Raw genomic sequence first — 20,368 nt, forward strand, 5'->3', positions numbered from 1 at the left:
CAGCGATAAATAGATAAGTCATTTCAGTGCATATGTAAACCGCCGACATGGCGGTTTTTTTATTTCCGGAGGCGTGATGCCGTCAATTATCCAGGACGCAATAACTTCTCTTTTGGGGGGAGATACCAGCGATGACTGGCAGGGGCAGTTACGGCCCAGCTCATTCAGAGGTGTGCCATTTGCAATTGTTGCTGAGGAAGGGAGCCACGGCCGACGCCAGGCGGTACATGAATATCCCTACCGTGATACAGCCTGGATAGAGGATATCGGGCGGGCAACACGGCGATTTGTTATTCGCGGTTTCTTGATCCAGAACAGCCAGGTTTACGGCGGCGGCGATGCTATCACGCAGCGCCAGTCACTGATTGAAGCCTGTGAACAAAAAGGTAGCGGTACGCTTGTCCATCCGACACTGGGCGAATTAACGGTTTCCATCCCTGAGAATGGTTTGCGTATTTCCGGTTCGATGGAGAACGGGCGAGTATTTGAATTTACCCTGATGGCAATTGAATCAGGGCTTAAAGTGTTTGCTGTCACGGGCAGTACCGTTGCAGGCGCCACGGTGAAAACCAACTATCTGAAACTGGTCAGCACTGCTGTGCTGAGCACGATTGCCAGAGTTAAGAGTGAAATCCGCGGTGTCACACAGGCTATAAACACCATCAGAGGCACGGTCACGTTCTGGACTAACATGGTTGACAGCACCATCAGTCAGGTCACGAATCTCAGCAATGTCCTGAACTCCACGTTCGGGAATACCCGGTACGGACGTTACAGTAAAGGCTCTGTGGGCGGTAGTTCCTCTGCTGTTGCTGGCAAATCGTCAGTTGCTGATGTGGATGATGAGAGAGCACTGGCTGACAAGTTAACAGCCCAGTCGGTAATGGACCGGAAAAATGTTACCGACAGGTCGAGCCAGCTTAGCAGCTCCAACACACCTGATGAGTTTGTCCAGGGCGTCGCCGACGTGGTAAACGCAATTCTTAACAGCGCCGGCAGCGTTAATGACCGAATCACAGCGCTGGAAAAACTGGCTAATTCAATCAGCACGGAGTACCAGCAGTCCGACAGCAGCAAAGCGATTTCGGCGACCATGAACACGCTGATTGTTGTGCTATGTACTGGTGCCATGACCAGTGCCGCTGCGGACTCCAGACCAGCCAGTACAGACGAGGCAGAAGAGTTAACTCAACGAGTTTCTGTGCAACTTGATATGGCGCTGGTTCTGGCTGGAGACCGCGCGGACGATGATATGTATAACGCGCTTCTCGCCGTCAGATCGGCATTCCTTTCTACGATGAGTGAGCGTGCTTCTGGTCTGAGCGAGCTTCTGCAGGTTACTACCGCTCAGCCGCTTCCGGCGCTGACGCTGGCAAACCGATTATACCAGGATGCCACCCGTGCAGATGAACTGGTACAGGAAGCGCGCGTACCGCATCCGGCGTTTATGCCGACAACCATGAAGGTACTGAGGCAATGAATGCAGACAGCGATCTGGATGTTGTTTCTTTGACGGTCGACGGCAAAATCATCGAGGGGTGGGATTCTGTCCGGGTAACGCGGGGTATTGAGCGTTTTCCCTCTGATTTCGATCTTGGGCTAATGGATTACTTCCCTGGCAACGAAGATCGTCAACTCGTTGAAGAGGGAATGTCTTGTGAAGTTCGTATCGGAGATGATCTGACACTGACGGGATATGTTGATGACTGGGAACCCGCACTATCGCGCTCCCGCCATGAGGTCCGCGCCACGGGCAGGAGCAAATGTCAGGACCTGGTGGATTGCTCAGCCGAGTGGCCTAACAACGTCATCAATGCCAGTAATGCGCTTGAAATTGCTTCTCGCCTGGCATCCTACTACGGCATCACCGTAACCACGGATGTTGATGAACTTGTGAAGGTACCCCAGTTCACTCTGAACTGGGGTGAGTCTCCGCAAGAAGTCATCGATCGGGTGGCCAGATGGTCTGCTCTGCTTTACTACGATCAGCCCGATGGAAACCTGTTACTGACCCGGGTGGGAACACGTCGTGCGGCAAGTGGGATAGCCGAAGGGGTAAATGTCGAGCAGGCATACTACCGCAAATCGATGGCTGACAGGTTTTCAGATTATGTCGGTGTATCAATGAGCGTTTCTCCAATTGCAGGGTATTCGCCTGATACGGCCTATGACGCTGTGACTCTGGCAACGGCGAGAGATCCGGAGGCCGCCCGCATGCGGTACCGAAAACATATATCGATTGTGGAAAGTACCCTGATGGCTACTCAACAGGCACAAAGTGCGATCGACTGGGAAATGAACCGGCGGTACGGACGTTCAAAACAGCTCTCGGTAACCATCGATTCCTGGCGGGATAAAGACGGGAAACTGTGGGAACCAAACACATTGATCCCCGTTGATCTTCCCACCTTACGGTTGCCGAAGACTGAATTGCTACTGGCAGAAGTCACCTATATGCGCGATGACTACGGCACCCATGCACGCATGACGCTGATGCCGCCTGAAGCATTCTCCGTTCAGCCATATGCCTTCTACCAGAACCTGGCGGGATTCAATACATGAAGCAACTATTTAAACATGCAGCGACCAGGATCGCCGGCATGCTGGGGATTGGCCGGATCACGGCTATGAAAGATGGTGGGGTGGTGCAGTCTATCCAGTACCAGACTCCGCTGGAGGTGGCCAGCGCTCCGCGGATGGCAGAATTTGGCTTTTCATCCGGCCTGCCGTCAGGGACTGACGTGGTTCTGGCTTTTATTGGCGGTGATCGTTCCAGCGCGGTGGTAATTGCGTCCAACCATCAGGGGTTCCGTCATACAGGCCTGAAAGCGGGCGAAACGGTCATGTATAACCAGTGGGGCCTTAATATTCTCCTGACGGAGAAGGGGATCTTCCTGGATGCAAAGGGCCAGAATGTTGAGGTCAATAACGCCACTAACGTGACCATCAATGCCAGCAAGGGGATCCTTGCAAATACCCCGATCCTGAGGTGCACGGGTGACATTGTTGATAACTGTGAAACCAATACCCGAACACTGAAAGAGCTGCGGGATGCACATAATGACCATGATCATGTGGTTAAAAATGCCCAGAGTGGCAATGACAATATCCGCAGCCAAAAAACAGAGGATCAGGTGACATGAGTGACATCGCTTCATTCTGGAATGTGGATGAGATGTTTGCTGACTGGCAGAAAGGGCTGGGTGAACTCACCACGGGGAACGATTTACAGACTGCAATACTGGACAGCCTGTTTACCGACAGGCTGGCGCGCGCTGACGATGATTATGAGGATAGCGATCGCCGCGGCTGGTGGGGGGATTCCGGGGAGGAATCCCAACTGGGATCCCGGCTGTGGCTGCTACGGCGGAAAAAACTGACCCCGGATGTAGCAAAAAAAGCGGAGGAATACTCGAGTGAAGCGCTCAACTGGTTAAAGGTTGATGGCGTTGTCAGCGAGGTTATTCCTGTTGCAAGGATCGTCCTGCCTGACCGGCTCAATCTCATTATCCGCTATCAGGCACCGGGGAAGGACTGGCAGGAATTCAGGTTTTACTGGATATGGGAGCAACGTTAATATGCCGTTTAAACGACCGACGCTGAGCGAACTCCGCGACGGAAACCGGAAATTTATGCAGGCGGAGCTTGAGGATGTTGGTGCGCTCCTGCGCTTCGCGAACCTGAAGGTACTGGCTGACATGGATGCGGGGATGGGGCATCTGCATTACGCCTACCTTGACTATATTGCCCTGCAGACAAACCCGTTTACCTCTACCGATGAGTATCTCGCCGGGTGGATGGCCCTTAAGCAGGTATTCAGAAAACCAGCTGCAGCGGCGAAGTCGCCTGCGGTACAGGCTAGTGGCAGTGTTGACTGTATTATCCCTGTTGGCTCGATCATTAACCGCGGGGACGGATACCAGTACCGGACGGATGCAGATCTTAAAATTCAGGCAGATGGATTTGGTATCGTCGCGGTGACGGCCATACTGCCGGATATTACCAGTGATGTAACGGGTGGAGGCGCGCGCGGTAACGCTGATGCCGGGACCATAATGACCCTGGACGCGAATATTGCTGGCGTGGATCCACAGGTAACGTTACTGTCCGCTGCGACCGGCGGAGCCGATATTGAAACGGAAGAGGATTTTCGCAGTCGTGGCTTGCTGGCATGGCAGAATCCGCCTCAGGGTGGAAGCGACGCCGATTATAAAAAATGGGCGCTTGAGGTTTCGGGCGTCACCCGCGCGTGGGTAAAGCGGCGTCTGAACGGGGCCGGGACCGTTGGCGTGTATATCATGTGTGATCGGAATGACAATGGTGGGTTTCCGGTCGGTACCGACGGAATATCCCAACTTGAGGACTGGGGGGCTGTTAAAGCCACCGGAGACCAGCTCGCTGTCGCCGACCACATCTATCCGCAGCAGACAGACACTGCCATTGTTTTCGTATGTTCCCCGATCAAGAAAGTCATCAATATTGAAATCTCTGGGATCAAAAATGCCGACAGCACCACAGTTCAGGGGATAAAAGACGCGCTGACGGCGCTGTTTTTTGATGAAGCTAACCCTGATGGTTCCGGGAAAGTTTACCTCTCTGATATTAACGGGAGTATCGGCGGTGTTAGCGGCACGACGGGCTATATTCTTAACTCTCCGACGGCCAATATCACCTTTGCTGTTGGCGAAATTCCGGTGCTTGGCGGGGTGAATTTTGTATGAGCCTCTTTTCAAAAAATGATTATGCCGGTGCGCTTGGTGCGCTGCTACCGACGGGCAGGGCGTGGCCCCGGTCGCAAAGAACGGTACAGGCTGCGGTATTACGGGCACTGGGCAGCGCGTTTCAGCGTTCTGACAACGATGCGCAAAGCCTGATTACTGGTGCTTTTCCCCCTACAGCGACGGTAATGTTGTCAGAATGGGAAAGCTCTCTGGGGTTACCAGATGATTGTGCGATTGGTGAATCCGGTGGCGTCAGCGATCGCCAGCGCGCCGTGGTGGCAAAGTTAATCAGCACCGGCGGCCTGAACCGCGATTATTACATCCGGGTGGCTGCAGCTCTTGGTTATACCATCACTATCACACAGTTCCGGCCCGCTATGAGTGGCATGTCAGTATGCGGTGATGCGCTTAACGGTGACGAGTGGCCATTTACCTGGCGGATAAATGCGCCACAAACAACGATCAAGTATTCGCTTGCTGGCGCGTCCTACTGCGGAGATCCGCTCGCATCGTGGGGCAATAAACAACTGGAGTGTTCAATCAACAAAATTGCCCCATCCCATCTGAACATCATTTTCAATTATTCATAACTGATATTTCCCCCTCTGATTTTATCGCTTAACACTAAGTGAGGATTAACTATGCTCCGAATCGGGCAAGTCGAAGCCACTGCAACGCAGGATGGCAAATATACTGATGGAAGTGTTGCTGGTGGTATTGCCGCAACGAGGCTGCGGGCAGCAGCGTTTAATGCCATGCAGGAAGAGTTAGCGCATATCGTAGAGTCAGCAGGATTGGCGCTCGACATTAACGATATGACTCAGGTTTTAAAAGCCATTCAAAAACTCACACTGAGCCGTGCAAACCCATTTGCCGATATCAAATCAGATGGTGCAGCGGCGATTTCTACGGCTCTCACAAACCTTGGCTTAGGAGATATCAGTGTTGCAGGTGTTGCGACAGGTAGTATGGGCGAAACCGGATATGCCATATTTCCGATGATGATTGGCGGTACACGTAAGACGTTTATTATGCAATGGGGAACGCTGACACTTCTGAGGTCAGGCGGCACTGTGGATATTAATCTGCCGATTGCTTTTCCTACTATGGTTATGCAGGCATATGCAACACATGATAATGTGATACAAACCGCACGACCGACAGTATATGCAATTGCCCCAACAAGCCGAACCACTATCACTGCGACGGCGATGAGCTTACGTGCTGACTCAGTGGGTGCTGCAGTGACGCGCGGTAGTGACAGTGATTTGTGTTACGGTCGTTATCTTGCAATAGGGTACTGAAATGAATCTGAAATATTTTTCTCCATCAGAAAATGCGTTTTATGCCGGGGAGCTTAAGGAAAGCTATATTGCTGCAGACTCATGGCCTTCTGATGCCTTGGAGGTTGACGAAAGTCTATATCTTGAGTTTATCGATAAACCGCCGGAAGGTAAGTATCGAGGAGTGGATAATGCAGGAATGCCCTGCTGGCTTGAAATTCCTCCTCCCACCGCAGTGGAAATGGCATCGAATGCAGAGAATATGAGACAGCAGCTCATTGATGAGGCAAATGTTTATATAAACAAACGTCAGTGGCCGGGAAAAGCAGCGATAGGCCGTTTAAAGGCGGATGAACTGGAACGATATAACCTTTGGCTGGATTACCTGGATGCGCTGGAAGTAGTAGACACCTCCAGCGCGCCAAACATTAACTGGCCTGTTCCCCCGGAAGCGTAGGCCAGACGGGTTTTGCTGTATCTACGCGCATCAGCAGAACCCGATATTTTTTCCAGTCAGCCAGCGCGACTGTTTCCTCATCCGTCGCGATACCGGCGTCAACAGCATCCTGCCGCCAGGCAATTTCAGAATCTGCGTTAGCCTTCAGACTCAACTTCATTTTTTCTGCGTCCGCTATTTTTTCCTCATATGTTGGGGGCGGGACATCAACCCATGCAGGTATACCATCAACCACTCCCCGCACTTTCCCTACAGGCAACTCCCCGTTAAATTCAGCCTCAACAGTATCATCAATATCAATTAAATCACTAAGGTCATCCCATGACGATTGATAAGCAGGGAGCATTTCAATCGGGAAAAACGCGTTATATTTTGCTGACCATTTATATTTATTCATTTTATTCACCTATGCAGAACCAGTTAAAACGAACTTGAGAACCAGTACGGCGAAAAGAAAATGACGTCCGCGAAAGTAAATTATCATCTTGAATGATATAGGACATATCCGTGTTGGTTGCAGTCCCGGATAAGATAAGGATCACTCTACCTTGCGTGGTTGGAAAAGGAATCGGGAAATTAATGGTCGCTGATGCAGCCGTACCGGTGTAAACACCCCACTGCAATAGTTTCCCGTTAGGCAATTGGCACCATCCTGAGCCATCGCCAAAGCTGGACATATCCGGTATCTGATTTGCGCCAGTACCGACATCTCTTTTCGCGGCTTCTCCCAATTGAACCTTTTTTATAACCATCAAAAATCTGGTGATGCTTCGCCGTTTCTCCTGTTTTCATAACAGGAGAAATCCCATGATTTACGGTTATGCCCGAGTATCAACAAACCACCAGGACACTGAATTGCAACTAACGGCGCTCAAGTCAGCGGGTTGTGAGAAAATTTTTGAAGAGCATGCCAGCGGGAGGAAATCGAATCGGCCGGTTCTAAAACGGCTCATCGCCACTATGCAGCCGGGGGATGAACTGGTGGTCTGGAAGCTGGACAGGATAGGCCGCAACGTTCTGCATGCGCTGTTGATGTTCCAGCAGTTACAGGAAAAGGGTATCAACTTCCGCAGTATTACCGATGGCGTGGATCTCAAAACAGCCAGCGGCCGCTATAACTTTCGTAACATCCTTTCCGCAGCACAATATGAATCTGATCTTAATAGCGAACGTACCTTAGCAGGGCTGGCCGTAGCCAGGGCAAAAGGGCGAGTTGGTGGTCGCAGGCCTAAGTTCACGGATGAGCAATGGCGGGAAATGGGGGAGCGGATGGCAACCGGTGAATCACGACAAAGCGTATCAAAAACGTATGGAGTAGGGCTCTCAACTCTGTATAAAAAGTTTCCAGCTAGCTGATAACGGGAAAGAAACAGAGAAGGGCACAAATATTGTGTACTTTAATGTGCCCTTTAATTTATTGATTGGTGGTTGAATTGTCCGTAACTTTTTGATTTAAGTGCAAATTTCTAATAAATTAGAACACTTTCTTAAATGGTTTCACTGAAACGTGTTCATAGACACCTGCCGCTACGTACGGGTCAGCATCGGCCCAGGCCTGAGCTGCTTCCAGCGATTCAAATTCAGCAATAACGGTTGAGCCAGTAAATCCCGCAGCCCCTGGATCGTTACTGTCTACCGCTGGCATTGGACCAGCTGTCAACAAACGACCTTCATCATGCAGTAACTGTAAACGTGCTAAATGTGCCGGACGAACGGAAAGGCGTTTTTCGAGGCTATCAGCTTTGTCTTGAGCGTAAATAACATACAACACGGGCACAACTCCTTGTTCGGGAAAGTTGTAAAGTACGTTATTTGAAAGGGCGAAGATCTGCAACGGAAAGATGATGTCTTTGTTAAAACCATGCGTAAAGTAAGGTCAATTACGCCAAAAATGACATTTTCACTGATCCTGATCGTCTTGCCTTATTGAATATGATTGCTATTTGCATTTAAAATCGAGACCTGGTTTTTCTACTGAAATGATTATGACTTCAATGACCCTTGATTTACCTCGCCGCTTCCCCTGGCCGACGTTACTTTCGGTCTGCATTCATGGTGCTGTTGTGGCGGGTCTGCTCTATACCTCGGTACATCAGGTTATTGAACTACCTGCGCCTGCGCAGCCAATTTCTGTCACGATGGTTGCGCCTGCTGATCTCGAACCGCCACAAGCCGTTCAGCCGCCACCGGAGCCGGTGGTAGAGCCAGAACCGGAACCTGAGCCGATCCCCGAACCGCCAAAAGAAGCACCGGTGGTCATTGAAAAGCCGAAGCCGAAACCTAAGCCAAAACCGAAGCCGGTGAAAAAGGTACAGGAGCAGCCAAAACGCGATGTCAAACCCGTAGAGTCGCGTCCGGCATCACCGTTTGAAAATACGGCACCGGCACGCCCGACATCAAGTACAGCAACGGCTGCAACCAGCAAGCCGGTTACCAGTGTGGCTTCAGGACCACGCGCATTAAGCCGTAATCAGCCGCAGTATCCGGCACGGGCACAGGCATTGCGCATTGAAGGGCAGGTTAAAGTTAAATTTGATGTCACGCCGGATGGTCGCGTGGATAACGTGCAAATCCTCTCAGCTAAACCTGCGAACATGTTTGAGCGTGAGGTGAAAAATGCGATGCGCAGATGGCGTTATGAGCCGGGTAAGCCAGGCAGTGGGATTGTGGTGAATATCCTGTTTAAAATTAACGGCACCACCGAAATTCAGTAAGCAGAAAGTCAAAAGCCTCCGACCGGAGGCTTTTGATTATTACTCAACAGGTAAGGCGCGAGGTTTTCCTTCAGGATCAACCGCGACATACTTAAATAATGCTTCTGTCGCTTTATAGCGTTGCCCGATTGGTTCAGACGCTACTTTTTTCACCCACACTTCAATATTAATGCTGACCGATGTCGTCCCTTTCTGGACACAGCGTGCATAGCAGCACACCACATCGCCGACCGCAACCGGCCGTAAGAAAGTCATTCCTTCAACCCGCACGGTCACTACGCGACCGTGGGCAATTTCTTTCGCCAGAATAGCGCCGCCAATATCCATTTGTGACATTAACCAACCACCAAAGATGTCACCATTGGCATTGGTATCGGCGGGCATGGCTAAAGTACGTAAAACAAGATCGCCCTGAGGGACGTTATGTGTTGTAGACATGATAAAACCGACTTAAAAGGAAAATCACAGGCGCGATGCTACTATGATTTTCCTGAGGAGAACAGAGGAGATACAGCGCCAGCCCCGAAAGACTGGCAGTCTGGTTAGGATTTATCTTCCTGCGGCATGTGGCGGTAGATATAGATACCGCTTAACAATGTGAAGATTAAGGTAAGGGCGGTCAGGCCAAAGACTTTAAAGTTGACCCAAATATTTTGCGGCAGCCAGAATGCGATGTAGATGTTTGCCAGACCGCAAAGGATAAAGAAAACAGCCCAGGCCAGATTCAGCTTCGACCATACCGGTTGCGGTAGCGTGAGTTCTTTACCCAGCATCCGCTGAATTAGCGGCTTTTTCATCACCCATTGGCTGACTAACAGGGCTCCCGCAAACAGAGCATAAATGACTGTAACCTTCCATTTAATAAACTCATCATTGTGGAAGAACAGCGTCAAGCCACCGAAGACGACCACCAGAACAAAAGTGATCAGGGCCATCTTCTCAACCTTACGAAAGCGAACCCAGCTATAGATAAGCACAATCGCCGTGGCGACGATCAGCGCCGCAGTAGCCGCATAGATGTCATAAATCTTGTAAAACGCGAAAAAGACAACCAGCGGTAAAAAATCAAGAAACTGCTTCATTTTACGATTCCGTAATCAAATGCTTAAGGTTATTGGCGAATCAACATATACAGACGGAACAGATAGATGAGCAATACGGCTGAAATCAGGTTGCTCAAGGTGTTCGCCAGTACGGCACCAATTTCCGGGGTTAATGCGGCAAAAGAAGAGGCAAAAAGCAGCAACAGTGTTTTTGCCAGCAACCAGCTCAGTACTGCGGGTGCCACCAGACGCATATTCGCCCAAGTCAGCCGCATACTGCTACGCATCGAGGCAAAAATGCCCATTTTGTCCTGTACCAGCATCACCGGTGCCAGGGCCAGTAAAATGGCCATGATAATTCCCGGAACGACCACCAGCATGATGCCAATCTGTACTAAAAGGGTAGTCAGAAAAATCAGAATAAATAACTTGGGCAATATCGGCGCACTGGCACCAATAGCTCGCAGCGCACTGACTCTCTGACCCGCAGACACCAGCTGGATAATTAATATTACGCCTCCGGCGAGAATGGCGTTACCGATTAATCCTGAAAAAGTGGACGCCGCTGAAGCCTGCAGCAAAATTTGTTGCTGTTCCGGTGACATATTCTGAACCAGGTCGAACAACCCACTACTGCCGCTAACGGGCACGCCGTCATTGAGCTGCGCAAGCTGTGCATCACTGGGTGAGAAAACATGCCCTAACACCACTGTGATAAACGCACATAGCAACGATACCAACAGAATGGTCATAAATTGATTACGGAAGAAATTTCCGGTGTCACGGTATACGGACTGCGCCGTGATAGACATGCACTCTCCTTGAGTTTTATGCAGGTGTTAATTAGCGGGCAATTGTACCCTGGTTAAGCCTCGGGTGGCAGCATCAGGTCTTGTATGGAAAAGCATATCTTTGTAAAGCGGAGGTAATTGCTGGCCTTCAGGCGTGGGCAAACCGCGGCAAGTGGCGAACGAGTTAATATTTGCGTAGCGAAAATATTTAAAAATTGATTTAAATCACGTTAACCAGGATTCTCAATGCAACTTCTAAATTAATCCAGATCAATAAATGGTGAATTATCATATGTAATGTGATCTATGTAGGATCATTTGTTACTCCAATGTAGGTATATTCGTCACGTTTTTATAACCATAACGACGGAGCGGATATGAAAAAGTTAACAGTGGCGGCTTTGGCAGTAACAACTCTTCTCTCTGGCAGTGCCTTTGCCCATGAAGCAGGCGAATTTTTTATGCGTGCAGGTTCTGCAACCGTACGTCCAACAGAAGGTGCTGGTGGTACGTTAGGAAGTCTGGGTGGATTCAGCGTGACCAATAACACTCAACTGGGCCTGACGTTTACTTATATGGCGACCGACAACATTGGTGTGGAATTACTTGCAGCGACGCCGTTCCGCCATAAAATCGGCACCCGGGCGACCGGCGATATTGCAACCGTTCATCATCTGCCGCCAACACTGATGGCGCAGTGGTATTTTGGTGATGCCAGCAGCAAATTCCGTCCTTATGTTGGGGCAGGTATTAACTACACCACCTTCTTTGATAATGGATTTAACGATCATGGCAAAGAGGCGGGGCTTTCCGATCTCAGTCTGAAAGATTCCTGGGGAGCTGCCGGGCAGGTGGGGGTTGATTATCTGATTAACCGTGACTGGTTGGTTAACATGTCAGTGTGGTACATGGATATCGATACCACCGCCAATTATAAACTGGGCGGTGCACAGCAACATGATAGCGTACGCCTCGATCCGTGGGTGTTTATGTTCTCAGCAGGATATCGTTTTTAATTCCGCACAAAAACGACCCCGTAATATACGGGGTCAATAAGGACATGGCATAAAGGGTATTATTTCTTCGCTTCTACGCCATCAGTTTCAGAGCGAATTAAAAATTTCTCAGTTGTTTGCGGAATATGCTGAATCAGCCAGTCGGCCATTTGCTTTTCCTCATTTAAAATCGCTTCGATGATCGGAATTGAGGCTGTATCACCGGCATTTTTTGCTGCTGCTAATAGTGAAGTATAACAGGCGATTTCAAATTGCTCGAAGACATACCCGCTAATAGAACCTTTGACTATTTCATCAGAAGGGAATATACCACCGATTGACTGCCCAAGCGCAGCCATTTTACTCATGGAATCTTTAATGACTGAACGTGAAATGTCATTACGATCAAGAATAGTTTCCAGTTGAACAATCTGGTTTTTGGTTTCACTAAGATGTTGTTCAATACGAGCACGTAGTTCAGGATAATTATCTATACGGCTGGCCATGGATTCAAGCATAGATTCGGCTTGCGTTTCCATTGCATGGGCGTCACGTAACCAGTCATGATAATGTTCAATACGATTCATGAAAATGTCCTCTTTATAAAATGACTAAAAGTTAAAGTTCATATTTCAGGCTTTATTTTCGGCTTTCTTATTTACGTTATTAAGGGCCAGATCAGTCAGTTTGATGTCGGTGGCCTTTTCTTCTTCCAGGGTTTCTTTCAGAAGCTTCGCTGCTTTACGGTAACCTAATTGTTCAGCCAGCGTCGCTAATGTCCCGTAACTGGCAATCTCATAATGCTCGACTTTCTGTGCTGCGGCAATCAGTGCGGCATCACGCACTTCGTTTTTCTCGGTACTTTCGATGACCTCATTAGCTTCTTCAATAAGACCTTCCATTGCCACACATTTCATGCGCTTAATTTTCAGATTCGATTCTGATTCCACAACTTGATCAATACGTTCAATCTGTCCATGTGTTTCCTCGAGGTGCGCATGAAAAGCCTGACTTAATTTTTCGTTTGATGTTGCTCTTGCGAGTTTTGCCAGTGCCCGGGTTAATTGTTTTTCTGCGCTGTAGGTATCTGAAAGTAGGTGAATAAATACATCTTCCATGGTCTTGATATTCATATTTTTCTCCAGTGGAATCACTGCGAGCCATACGGCCCGCAGATGCAATTATCTTTATCAGCTGATATTAATAATTAACGGTGAATCAGGATTTACCTGATTTATTACCACTGTTTTGTTGACCGCCTTTTTTACCCGCTTCAGATGCGCGTTGCGGATCATTTTTAAAATTACCGCCGCTATGCTGACCGCCTTTACGGCCTGCGTCGGATGCCTTCTCACGGTCTTCGGCGAAATTTCCTGAACCACCACGATGTTCGGCCATGTTATTTCTCCCGTTGCGTTGCATTGTTTCATTAATATGAGTGTTGTGTGTCGACACTCATTAAAATTAGTCGCTAATGAGAATTAGTCAAATTAAGCGTAACGAGAAGAAAGTGGGAAAATATATTATGAGGAACGTTCTTGATATATTAACAATTGCCTGAGGAATAAGTGACTTAGAGAAAATTATTGATTTTACTGGTGTTATGTTGCGGGATTAATTTGTTTGATTATATTACTGTTGGGCGGAAAAATGACGTAAGTTGACGTTCGACAGGGGTAAGCGAAACGGCAAAAAGATAAATATTAAATGAATTTAGGATTTTTCCGGCTTCGTTAAAGAAAGTTAAAATGCCGCCAGCGGAACTGGCGGCTGTGGGATTAACTGCGCGTCGCCGCTTTCATCGGTTGTACAAAAACTTTCAGTGCCGCCAGAATTTTCTCTGGCTCATTAATATGTTGCTCGATGATTTTAACAATGGCCGAACCAGAAATCGCGCCCGCAGCTCCTGCATCAATCGCTGCTTTTACCTGATCCGGGGCGGAAATACCAAATCCCTGCAATGGAGGTGCAGCGTTGTACTCTTTCAGCTTCGCAACCAGATGATTGAGGGGTAACGCGGCGCGGTTTTCTGCGCCGGTCACGCCCGCTCGTGACAGCAAATAGGTGTAACCACGACCGTAAGAGGCTATCTGGCGCAGCAGGTCGTCATCGGCATTTGGCGGGCAGATGAAGATAGGTGCGACATTATGACGCAACGCGGCCTGGCGGAAGGGCGCGGACTCTTCAACTGGCACATCGGCAACAAGCACCGAATCGACGCCGACTTTTTCGCACTGGGCATAAAACTCATCAATGCCTTTGTTAAACACCAGATTGGCATACATCAACAGGCCAATGGGAATGGTCGGGTGTTTCTGGCGAATCAGTGCCAGCATTTCAAAACATTGTGCCGGAGTCACACCTGCCGCAAAGGCGCGCAGAGTGGCGTTTTGAATGGTCGGGCCATCCGCCAGTGGGTCGGAGAAGGGGATACCTAACTCCAGCGCGTCAGCACCGGCTTCAATTAGCGTATCGATAATTTTCAAGGACTGCTCAATGCCCGGATCCCCGAGCGTGACGAAAGGAACGAATGCGCCTTCTTTGCGCTCCTTCAACTGGGCAAACAGAGATTCGTAGCGTTCCATCAGATTTCCCCTCGTGCTTTCAAAATATCGTGAACGGTGAAGATGTCTTTATCGCCGCGACCGGAAAGGTTAACCACCAGTAGCTGCTCTTTTTCCGGGTTTTCGCGCATCATTTTCAGCGCATGGGCCAGGGCGTGGGAGGATTCCAGCGCCGGGATGATCCCTTCGTGCAGGCACAGCGTTTTGAAGGCTTCAAGGGCTTCATCATCGGTAATAGACACGTAATCAGCGCGTCCAGTGCTGTTAAGATACGCGTGTTGTGGGCCGACAGACGGGAAATCCAGCCCGGCGGAGATGGAGTAAGATTCTTCAATCTGCCCGTCTTCGGTTTGCATCATCGGCGCTTTCATACCGAAATAGATGCCCACGCGACCATGTTTTAACGGTGCGCCGTGCTCGCCGGTTTCTATACCGTGACCGCCAGGCTCCACACCAATCAGGCCGACGTCGGTTTCGTTGATGAAATCTGCAAACATGCCGATGGCATTCGAACCGCCGCCAACACAGGCGATAACGGCATCCGGCAGGCGACCTTCTCTTTCCAGAATCTGTGCTTTGGTTTCTTCGCCAATCATCCGCTGAAACTCACGGACAATGGTCGGATAAGGATGTGGGCCAGCTGCGGTGCCCAGCATATAGTGCGCGGTTTCATAACTGCCGGACCAGTCGCGCAGCGCCTCGTTACAGGCATCTTTCAGCGTCGCGGAACCGCTATGCACCGGGATCACTTCCGCACCCATTAAACGCATACGAAAAACGTTAGGCGACTGGCGTTCAACGTCTTTGGCACCCATATAAATACGGCATTTCAGGCCGAGCAGGGCGCTGGCAAGGGCCGACGCCACGCCATGCTGACCGGCTCCGGTTTCGGCGATGATTTCAGTTTTACCCATCCGCTTCGCCAGCAACGCCTGCCCCAGCACCTGGTTGGTTTTATGCGCGCCGCCGTGCAGCAAATCTTCGCGCTTCAGATACAGCGTGGTGTTCGTCCCAGCCGTAATGTTCTGGCATTTGGTCAGCGCTGTTGGACGCCCGGCATAGTTTTTCAGCAGGTCGTTGAACTGAGCCTGAAATTCAGGATCTTTTTGCGCGCTGACAAAAGCTTCTTCCAGCTGGCGCAGAGCAGGCATCAGGATTTGTGGCACGTACATGCCGCCAAACTCACCAAAATAGGGGTTAAGTAATGTTGTCATTGTTCCTTTCCTTAATATGCGCGCAGCGTCTGGAAAACCGAGGCCAAAAGACGTGCGTCTTTGATGCCCGGTTGCGACTCTACAGCAGAATTAAAATCAAGTCCGGCGCAGCCGGTTTGTGCCGCTTCCACGCAGTTATCTGCGCCTAAGCCCCCCGCCAGCAGAACGTTGCCAAGGGATTGACCGTTTAACAGTGACCAGTAGAAACGTTGCCCGCTTCCACCCAGGCCGTTGTCTAAAACATATTTATCAACGTGCTGAAGTTCGCGGGCGGGCAGGGTTTTACCGACGCTTAATGCTTTCCAGATGGCAACGTGTGCTGGCAGAGCTTCACGCAGCGTATCGATATACAGCTGATCTTCATTACCATGCAGTTGCACTGCCGCCAGCGATAACACCTTAGCTTTGTCCAACACATCGGCAATATCGTGATTGCGGAACACGCCAACATACTGCAACGGTGCCGCAGCCATCACTTCCTGCGCCTGTTCAACGTTGACGCAACGCGGTGATGTCGCAACAAAAATCAACCCACCGTAAATCGCGCCCCCGTCATAAGCTGCTTTAGCATCTTGCCCACGCGTCAGGCCACATACTTTATTCTCACCCAGCAATACCCGGCGCACGGCGGCGTGCAAATCGTCATGGGCCATCAACGCCGAACCAATCAGAAAACCGTTAGCGAAGTGGCTTAACTCGCGCACCTGAGCGTAAGTATTGATGCCGGATTCGCTGATTACCGTCACGTTGTGCCCCAGTTTCGGCGCAAGCTCGCGGGTACGGTTGAGATCAATCGACAAATCACGCAGATCGCGGTTGTTGATGCCAACGACCTTTGCCCCCAATGCAATGGCGCGCTCCAGTTCCTCTTCATTACTGACTTCAGTCAGCACACCCATCTCCAGACTGTGGGCGACGGCTGCAAGCTGGCGATATTGGTCGTCATCCAGTACTGAAAGCATTAATAAGCAGGCATCGGCCTGGTAATAGCGCGCCAGATAGATCTGGTAAGGGTCGATAATGAAGTCTTTACATAAAATCGGCTGCGGGGCGATTTGGCTGACGATGGGGAGGAAATCAAAGCTCCCCTGAAAATATTTCTCATCAGTCAGCACCGAAATTGCCGAAGCGTAATGTTTATAAATGGCGGCAATGCGTGCTGGATCGAAATCATCACGGATCACGCCTTTTGACGGCGACGCTTTCTTGCACTCCAGAATAAACGCCGTGCGCGCACCCTGTAGCGCATCATAAAAATGTCGCGAGCTAGGCTGAACCTCATTCTGAAAACTGGCCAGCGGTTGCTGCTGTTTGCGGGCTTCTACCCAAATCGCCTTGTCTGCGACGATTTTCGCTAAAACGGTTTGCATCATTTACCCTCGTGCCGCCAGTGCGGTGACTCTGTCGTAAGCGGAACCACTGCGCAGTACCTCAAGAACGGTTTGCGCATTGGCTTGCAGATCTTCATGGCCATGCAGGCGCATTAACATGGCGACGTTCGCAGCGACGGCTGCTTCATGGGCGGCGTCGCCTTTACCTTGTAACAAACGTGTTAAAATGTCACGGTTTTCTTCCGGTGTTCCGCCTGCCAGTTGCTCCTGGTGGTAGGGTGTCAGGCCAAAATCTTCAGCGGTCAATTGATAGCTCTTAATTTCGCCGTCATGCAGCTCGGCAACGATTGTCGGCGCGTGTAATGAAACTTCATCCATCCCGCCGCTGTGCACCACCGCCGCGCGTTGATACCCCAGCACGCGCAAGGTTTCGGCAATCGGCAGCACCAGTTCCGGACTATAAACACCAATTAACGCCAGCGGCGGATGCGCCGGGTTAATCAATGGTCCCAGCACGTTGAACAAGGTGCGGGTTTTCAGTTGCTGGCGAACCGGCATCGCGTGGCGGAATCCGGTGTGATACTTCGGCGCAAAGAGGAAACATACGCCTAACTCATCCAGCGCCTGGCGCGATTTATCGGCGTTCATATCAAGATTAATACCGAACGCCGCCAGCAGATCCGACGAGCCAGATTTACTGGAGACGCTGCGGTTGCCGTGTTTTGCGACTTTCAGCCCACAGGCCGCGGCGACAAACGCACTGGCGGTAGAAATATTGATGCTGTTGCTGCCGTCACCGCCGGTGCCGACGATATCGGCAAACAGATAATCCGGGCGCGGGAACGGCGCGGCATTTTCCAGTAGCGCGGTTGCTGCCCCGGCGATTTCGTTTGGGTGCTCGCCGCGAATTTTCATGCTCACCAGCGCCGCCGCCAGTTGTTCCGGCTTCAGCTCGCCACGTACCACCGCTGAAAACAGCTGGTGGCTTTCTTGTTGGCTAAGCGTCTGCGCCTGATACAGTTTTTCCAGAATCGGTTGCAGCGTGTTGGTTGGCTCTAGTTTCTGCTGCGCCCAGGCCAGCGTTTGTTCCAGCAGGCGAGCGCCCTGGGTAGTAAGAATGGATTCCGGATGGAACTGGAATCCACAAACGCGATCCGCATCGTGACGTACTGCCATCACCATGCCATTAAAATGGGCGTTGATGGTTAAACCGGCCGGAATATTACTGCCAACCAGCGAGTGATAACGCGCCACCGGCAATGGGTTTGTTAATCCGGCAAACATCGCCTGACCGTCATGTTCAATGCTGGAGGCTTTACCGTGAAGAATTTCGCCCGCCTGACCGACATACCCCCCGTAGGCTTCGACAATCGCCTGATGACCGAGGCAAATGCCAATAATCGGCAGCTTACCGCGCAAGCGGGTGAGGAGTTCTGGCATACAACCGGCTTCACTCGGCACACCTGGCCCCGGAGAAAGCATCAGCACCGGATTGCTCATCGTCGCCAGGCGTTCAATTAAGGTTTGCGCCGGAATATGGTTGCGGTAAATCACCACGTTATGCCCATTGCTGCGCAACTGATCTGCCAGGTTGTAAGTAAAAGAGTCGATATTATCGAGCAGCAGAATGTCAGCCATCAAAAAGTCTCCTGTGCATGATGCGCGGTGGCGATAGCGCGCAGTACAGCGCGGGCTTTATTACTGGTTTCGTCGGCTTCCGACTGCGGAACAGAATCAAGGACTACGCCAGCACCGGCTTGCACGGTGGCGATACCGTTTTCCACCAGCGCCGAGCGGATCACAATGCAGGTGTCGAGATCGCCATGCGCGGTGAAATAACCTACCGCGCCGCCGTAGCTGCCGCGGCGACGACCTTCCGCCTCGGCAATTAACTGCATAGCACGCACTTTCGGCGCACCGCTTAACGTTCCCATATTCATACAGGCGCGGTAAGCGTGCAGGGCGTCGAGATCGTGGCGCAGTTCCCCGACCACTCGGGAGACCAGGTGCATCACGTAAGAGTAACGGTCAACTTTGGTGAGATCGGCGACGTAGCGGCTGCCGGGGGTGCAAATGCGTGCCAGATCATTACGGGCGAGATCCACCAGCATCAGATGTTCAGAAAGCTCTTTATGATCGGTACGCATTTCCAGTTCGATGCGGCTGTCGAGGTCTCTGTCCAGTGAACCATCGGCACGACGACCGCGTGGACGTGTTCCGGCAATCGGGTAGATCTCAATCTGGCGGCTGGTGGCGTCATACTTGAGCGAACTTTCCGGCGACGCGCCAAACAGGGTGAAATCATTATCCTGCATAAAAAACATGTACGGGCTGGGATTACTCTTTTTCAACACGTAATAGGCCGCCAGCGGTGACGGGCAGGGCAGCGAGAAACGGCGAGATGGCACGACCTGGAAAATTTCTCCGGCGCGAATCGCTTTTTGCAACAAACGCACTACGCCACCGAACTCTTCATCGCTCTGGTTACATTCACAACGCATATGCGGCACGGAAACCACCGGCAGCGGCGGCGCGGCTTCGGCCAGTTGCTGACGTAGTTCGTTCAGGCGAGCAGTGAGACGTTGTTTTTCTTCTTCATTCGGAGCAAACAGACTGGCCTGAATACGGGTGCTTTTTTTCTGATGGTCAATCACCATCAGAGTTTCAGCGAGATAAAAACAGAAATCAGGGCAGTTATTTTCCGCTGCCAGTTGCGGTAAATCTTCAAATCCCGCCACCAGATCATAAGAGAACAGGCCACCAAAGAACATCGCTTCCCGTTCTTCCTTCGGTACATTCAACAGATTCTGCAATAAGCGGAAAGCGTCAAAAACCGAAAGAGAGCATAAACGGGCATCTTCATCCAGCAGTGGACTGACCGGGGGGAAGCGCAGTATACGGCAGTTTGGTGATTGTTCATTTTCCACACCCGCAGGAAGGGCGTTATCCAGTAGTGTCAGCAGGGCTTCGCCATTGCCGGAAAGCGCCTGGATTGTGACAGTGTCACCTAATGCTGTAATGCGCAGCGCACTGTCTACCAGCAGCAGGCTTTTTAAATCATCCTTGCTGTCGATATCTGCGGATTCCAGCAGCAGCGTCGCAGGGCGATCCCCACACAACTGGTGAAAAAGCGCGGTCGGGTTGTCGCGATAAGCGCCTTCGCAGGTTAGCAGTTCGAGAGTCGGTTTTTGTGTTTGCATTGTTATTCTCTAATTTTGTTCAAAAAAAAGCCCGCTCATTAGGCGGGCTGGGTAT

The 20,368-nt window shown here is 50.8% G+C and carries 25 protein-coding genes, 1 pseudogene and 1 other annotated feature (1 of these 27 running past the window's edge); of the genes and pseudogenes, 11 read left to right on the top strand and 15 right to left on the bottom strand.

Annotated features, from left to right (window positions below):
* Window positions 1-76 precede the first annotated feature (76 nt).
* Genes ACJHW7_RS03150 through ACJHW7_RS03185 form a run of 8 tightly spaced genes read left to right on the top strand, consistent with a single transcriptional unit; the run spans window position 77 to window position 6,461 of the window.
* A complete protein-coding gene (locus ACJHW7_RS03150) occupies window positions 77-1,480 on the top strand; it encodes a DNA circularization protein (protein WP_370554232.1) in 1,404 nt (467 codons plus the stop codon).
* Window positions 1,477-2,562, top strand: a complete 1,086-nt coding sequence (locus tag ACJHW7_RS03155) for a phage baseplate assembly protein (RefSeq protein WP_001548480.1) — start codon at window positions 1,477-1,479, stop codon at window positions 2,560-2,562. The genes ACJHW7_RS03150 and ACJHW7_RS03155 overlap by 4 nt, the downstream gene beginning before the upstream one ends.
* Window positions 2,559-3,143, top strand: coding sequence for a phage baseplate assembly protein (locus ACJHW7_RS03160; protein WP_172901405.1), 585 nt, complete (start codon window positions 2,559-2,561; stop codon window positions 3,141-3,143). Before ACJHW7_RS03155 ends, ACJHW7_RS03160 begins: the two co-directional genes overlap by 4 nt.
* Window positions 3,140-3,577, top strand: a complete 438-nt coding sequence (locus ACJHW7_RS03165) for a phage GP46 family protein (protein ID WP_001279799.1) — start codon at window positions 3,140-3,142, stop codon at window positions 3,575-3,577. Before ACJHW7_RS03160 ends, ACJHW7_RS03165 begins: the two co-directional genes overlap by 4 nt.
* A gap of 1 nt (window position 3,578) precedes the next feature.
* Entirely contained in the window at window positions 3,579-4,721 is a 1,143-nt protein-coding gene (locus ACJHW7_RS03170; protein WP_001116110.1) for a baseplate J/gp47 family protein, read from the top strand.
* Window positions 4,718-5,311, top strand: a complete 594-nt coding sequence (locus tag ACJHW7_RS03175; protein WP_000051911.1) for a YmfQ family protein — start codon at window positions 4,718-4,720, stop codon at window positions 5,309-5,311. The genes ACJHW7_RS03170 and ACJHW7_RS03175 overlap by 4 nt, the downstream gene beginning before the upstream one ends.
* Window positions 5,312-5,362: 51 nt before the next feature.
* On the top strand, window positions 5,363-6,025 hold the full coding sequence (locus ACJHW7_RS03180) for a gp53-like domain-containing protein (RefSeq protein WP_370554231.1): 663 nt from the start codon (window positions 5,363-5,365) through the stop codon (window positions 6,023-6,025).
* Between the two features lies 1 nt (window position 6,026).
* Window positions 6,027-6,461: a tail fiber assembly protein gene (locus ACJHW7_RS03185; protein WP_370554230.1), complete on the top strand. Its 435-nt coding sequence runs from the start codon at window positions 6,027-6,029 to the stop codon at window positions 6,459-6,461.
* Here the strand turns inward: ACJHW7_RS03185 and ACJHW7_RS03190 are convergent.
* On the bottom strand, window positions 6,433-6,858 hold the full coding sequence (locus ACJHW7_RS03190) for a tail fiber assembly protein (RefSeq protein ID WP_370554229.1): 426 nt from the start codon (window positions 6,856-6,858) through the stop codon (window positions 6,433-6,435). The two genes, ACJHW7_RS03185 and ACJHW7_RS03190, sit on opposite strands and share 29 nt — an antisense overlap.
* A 1-nt stretch (window position 6,859) precedes the next feature.
* Window positions 6,860-7,213, bottom strand: a complete 354-nt coding sequence (locus ACJHW7_RS03195; protein WP_096321492.1) for a gp53-like domain-containing protein — start codon at window positions 7,211-7,213, stop codon at window positions 6,860-6,862.
* Between the two features lie 55 nt (window positions 7,214-7,268).
* On the opposite strand from ACJHW7_RS03195, the gene ACJHW7_RS03200 reads away from it, so the two are divergent.
* Window positions 7,269-7,817, top strand: coding sequence for a recombinase family protein (locus ACJHW7_RS03200; protein WP_000639140.1), 549 nt, complete (start codon window positions 7,269-7,271; stop codon window positions 7,815-7,817).
* Window positions 7,818-7,935: 118 nt separating this feature from the next.
* Here ACJHW7_RS03200 and ACJHW7_RS03205 read toward each other — a convergent pair whose 3' ends face one another.
* Window positions 7,936-8,232 (bottom strand): YciI family protein, encoded by a 297-nt coding sequence (locus ACJHW7_RS03205; RefSeq protein WP_000967595.1) that lies wholly within the window; start codon window positions 8,230-8,232, stop codon window positions 7,936-7,938.
* 223 nt (window positions 8,233-8,455) lie between these two features.
* Here ACJHW7_RS03205 and tonB point away from each other — a divergent pair, with 223 nt between their 5' ends.
* Window positions 8,456-9,175 carry a TonB system transport protein TonB gene (gene tonB / locus ACJHW7_RS03210; RefSeq protein WP_000171276.1) on the top strand — a complete coding sequence of 240 codons (720 nt, stop codon included), beginning with the start codon at window positions 8,456-8,458 and terminating at the stop codon, window positions 9,173-9,175.
* Between the two features lie 39 nt (window positions 9,176-9,214).
* Here tonB and yciA read toward each other — a convergent pair whose 3' ends face one another.
* The 4 genes and pseudogenes from yciA to ACJHW7_RS03230 all read right to left on the bottom strand — a co-directional run.
* Entirely contained in the window at window positions 9,215-9,613 is a 399-nt protein-coding gene (gene yciA / locus ACJHW7_RS03215) for an acyl-CoA thioester hydrolase YciA (protein ID WP_000108160.1), read from the bottom strand.
* Window positions 9,614-9,717: 104 nt separating this feature from the next.
* Window positions 9,718-10,257, bottom strand: a complete 540-nt coding sequence (locus tag ACJHW7_RS03220) for a septation protein A (protein ID WP_000808667.1) — start codon at window positions 10,255-10,257, stop codon at window positions 9,718-9,720.
* 29 nt (window positions 10,258-10,286) lie between these two features.
* Window positions 10,287-11,030, bottom strand: a complete 744-nt coding sequence (locus ACJHW7_RS03225) for a YciC family protein (RefSeq protein WP_000028541.1) — start codon at window positions 11,028-11,030, stop codon at window positions 10,287-10,289.
* 27 nt (window positions 11,031-11,057) lie between these two features.
* Window positions 11,058-11,147 (bottom strand): annotated as a pseudogene (locus ACJHW7_RS03230) (YkgJ family cysteine cluster protein); the annotation flags it as partial.
* A 239-nt stretch (window positions 11,148-11,386) separates the two neighbouring features.
* Between ACJHW7_RS03230 and ompW the strand changes: the two are divergent.
* Window positions 11,387-12,025, top strand: coding sequence for an outer membrane protein OmpW (gene ompW, locus ACJHW7_RS03235; RefSeq protein WP_000737226.1), 639 nt, complete (start codon window positions 11,387-11,389; stop codon window positions 12,023-12,025).
* A gap of 59 nt (window positions 12,026-12,084) precedes the next feature.
* On the opposite strand, the gene ACJHW7_RS03240 is transcribed toward ompW, so the two are convergent.
* The 8 genes from ACJHW7_RS03240 to trpE form a co-directional block, all read right to left on the bottom strand.
* A complete protein-coding gene (locus tag ACJHW7_RS03240) occupies window positions 12,085-12,591 on the bottom strand; it encodes a ferritin-like domain-containing protein (protein WP_021556732.1) in 507 nt (168 codons plus the stop codon).
* 45 nt (window positions 12,592-12,636) lie between these two features.
* Window positions 12,637-13,137 (bottom strand): ferritin-like domain-containing protein, encoded by a 501-nt coding sequence (locus tag ACJHW7_RS03245; RefSeq protein WP_021556733.1) that lies wholly within the window; start codon window positions 13,135-13,137, stop codon window positions 12,637-12,639.
* An 85-nt stretch (window positions 13,138-13,222) separates the two neighbouring features.
* On the bottom strand, window positions 13,223-13,402 hold the full coding sequence (locus tag ACJHW7_RS03250) for a general stress protein (RefSeq protein ID WP_021556734.1): 180 nt from the start codon (window positions 13,400-13,402) through the stop codon (window positions 13,223-13,225).
* A gap of 380 nt (window positions 13,403-13,782) precedes the next feature.
* On the bottom strand, window positions 13,783-14,589 hold the full coding sequence (gene trpA, locus ACJHW7_RS03255) for a tryptophan synthase subunit alpha (protein ID WP_021556735.1): 807 nt from the start codon (window positions 14,587-14,589) through the stop codon (window positions 13,783-13,785).
* Window positions 14,589-15,782 (bottom strand): tryptophan synthase subunit beta, encoded by a 1,194-nt coding sequence (gene trpB, locus ACJHW7_RS03260; protein ID WP_000209513.1) that lies wholly within the window; start codon window positions 15,780-15,782, stop codon window positions 14,589-14,591. The genes trpA and trpB overlap by 1 nt, the downstream gene beginning before the upstream one ends.
* 11 nt (window positions 15,783-15,793) lie before the next feature.
* Entirely contained in the window at window positions 15,794-17,155 is a 1,362-nt protein-coding gene (gene trpCF / locus ACJHW7_RS03265) for a bifunctional indole-3-glycerol-phosphate synthase TrpC/phosphoribosylanthranilate isomerase TrpF (RefSeq protein WP_072769093.1), read from the bottom strand.
* On the bottom strand, window positions 17,156-18,751 hold the full coding sequence (gene trpD, locus ACJHW7_RS03270) for a bifunctional anthranilate synthase glutamate amidotransferase component TrpG/anthranilate phosphoribosyltransferase TrpD (protein WP_000763524.1): 1,596 nt from the start codon (window positions 18,749-18,751) through the stop codon (window positions 17,156-17,158). It lies immediately after the preceding gene.
* Window positions 18,751-20,313: an anthranilate synthase component I gene (trpE, locus tag ACJHW7_RS03275; protein WP_021556737.1), complete on the bottom strand. Its 1,563-nt coding sequence runs from the start codon at window positions 20,311-20,313 to the stop codon at window positions 18,751-18,753. Before trpE ends, trpD begins: the two co-directional genes overlap by 1 nt.
* 21 nt (window positions 20,314-20,334) lie before the next feature.
* Window positions 20,335-20,368: a sequence feature (Trp leader region), on the bottom strand; it runs 60 nt beyond the window's last position.

The sequence above is a fragment of the Escherichia sp. WS1152 genome (assembly GCF_046487665.1).
Classification (GTDB): Bacteria; Pseudomonadota; Gammaproteobacteria; order Enterobacterales; family Enterobacteriaceae; genus Escherichia; species Escherichia coli.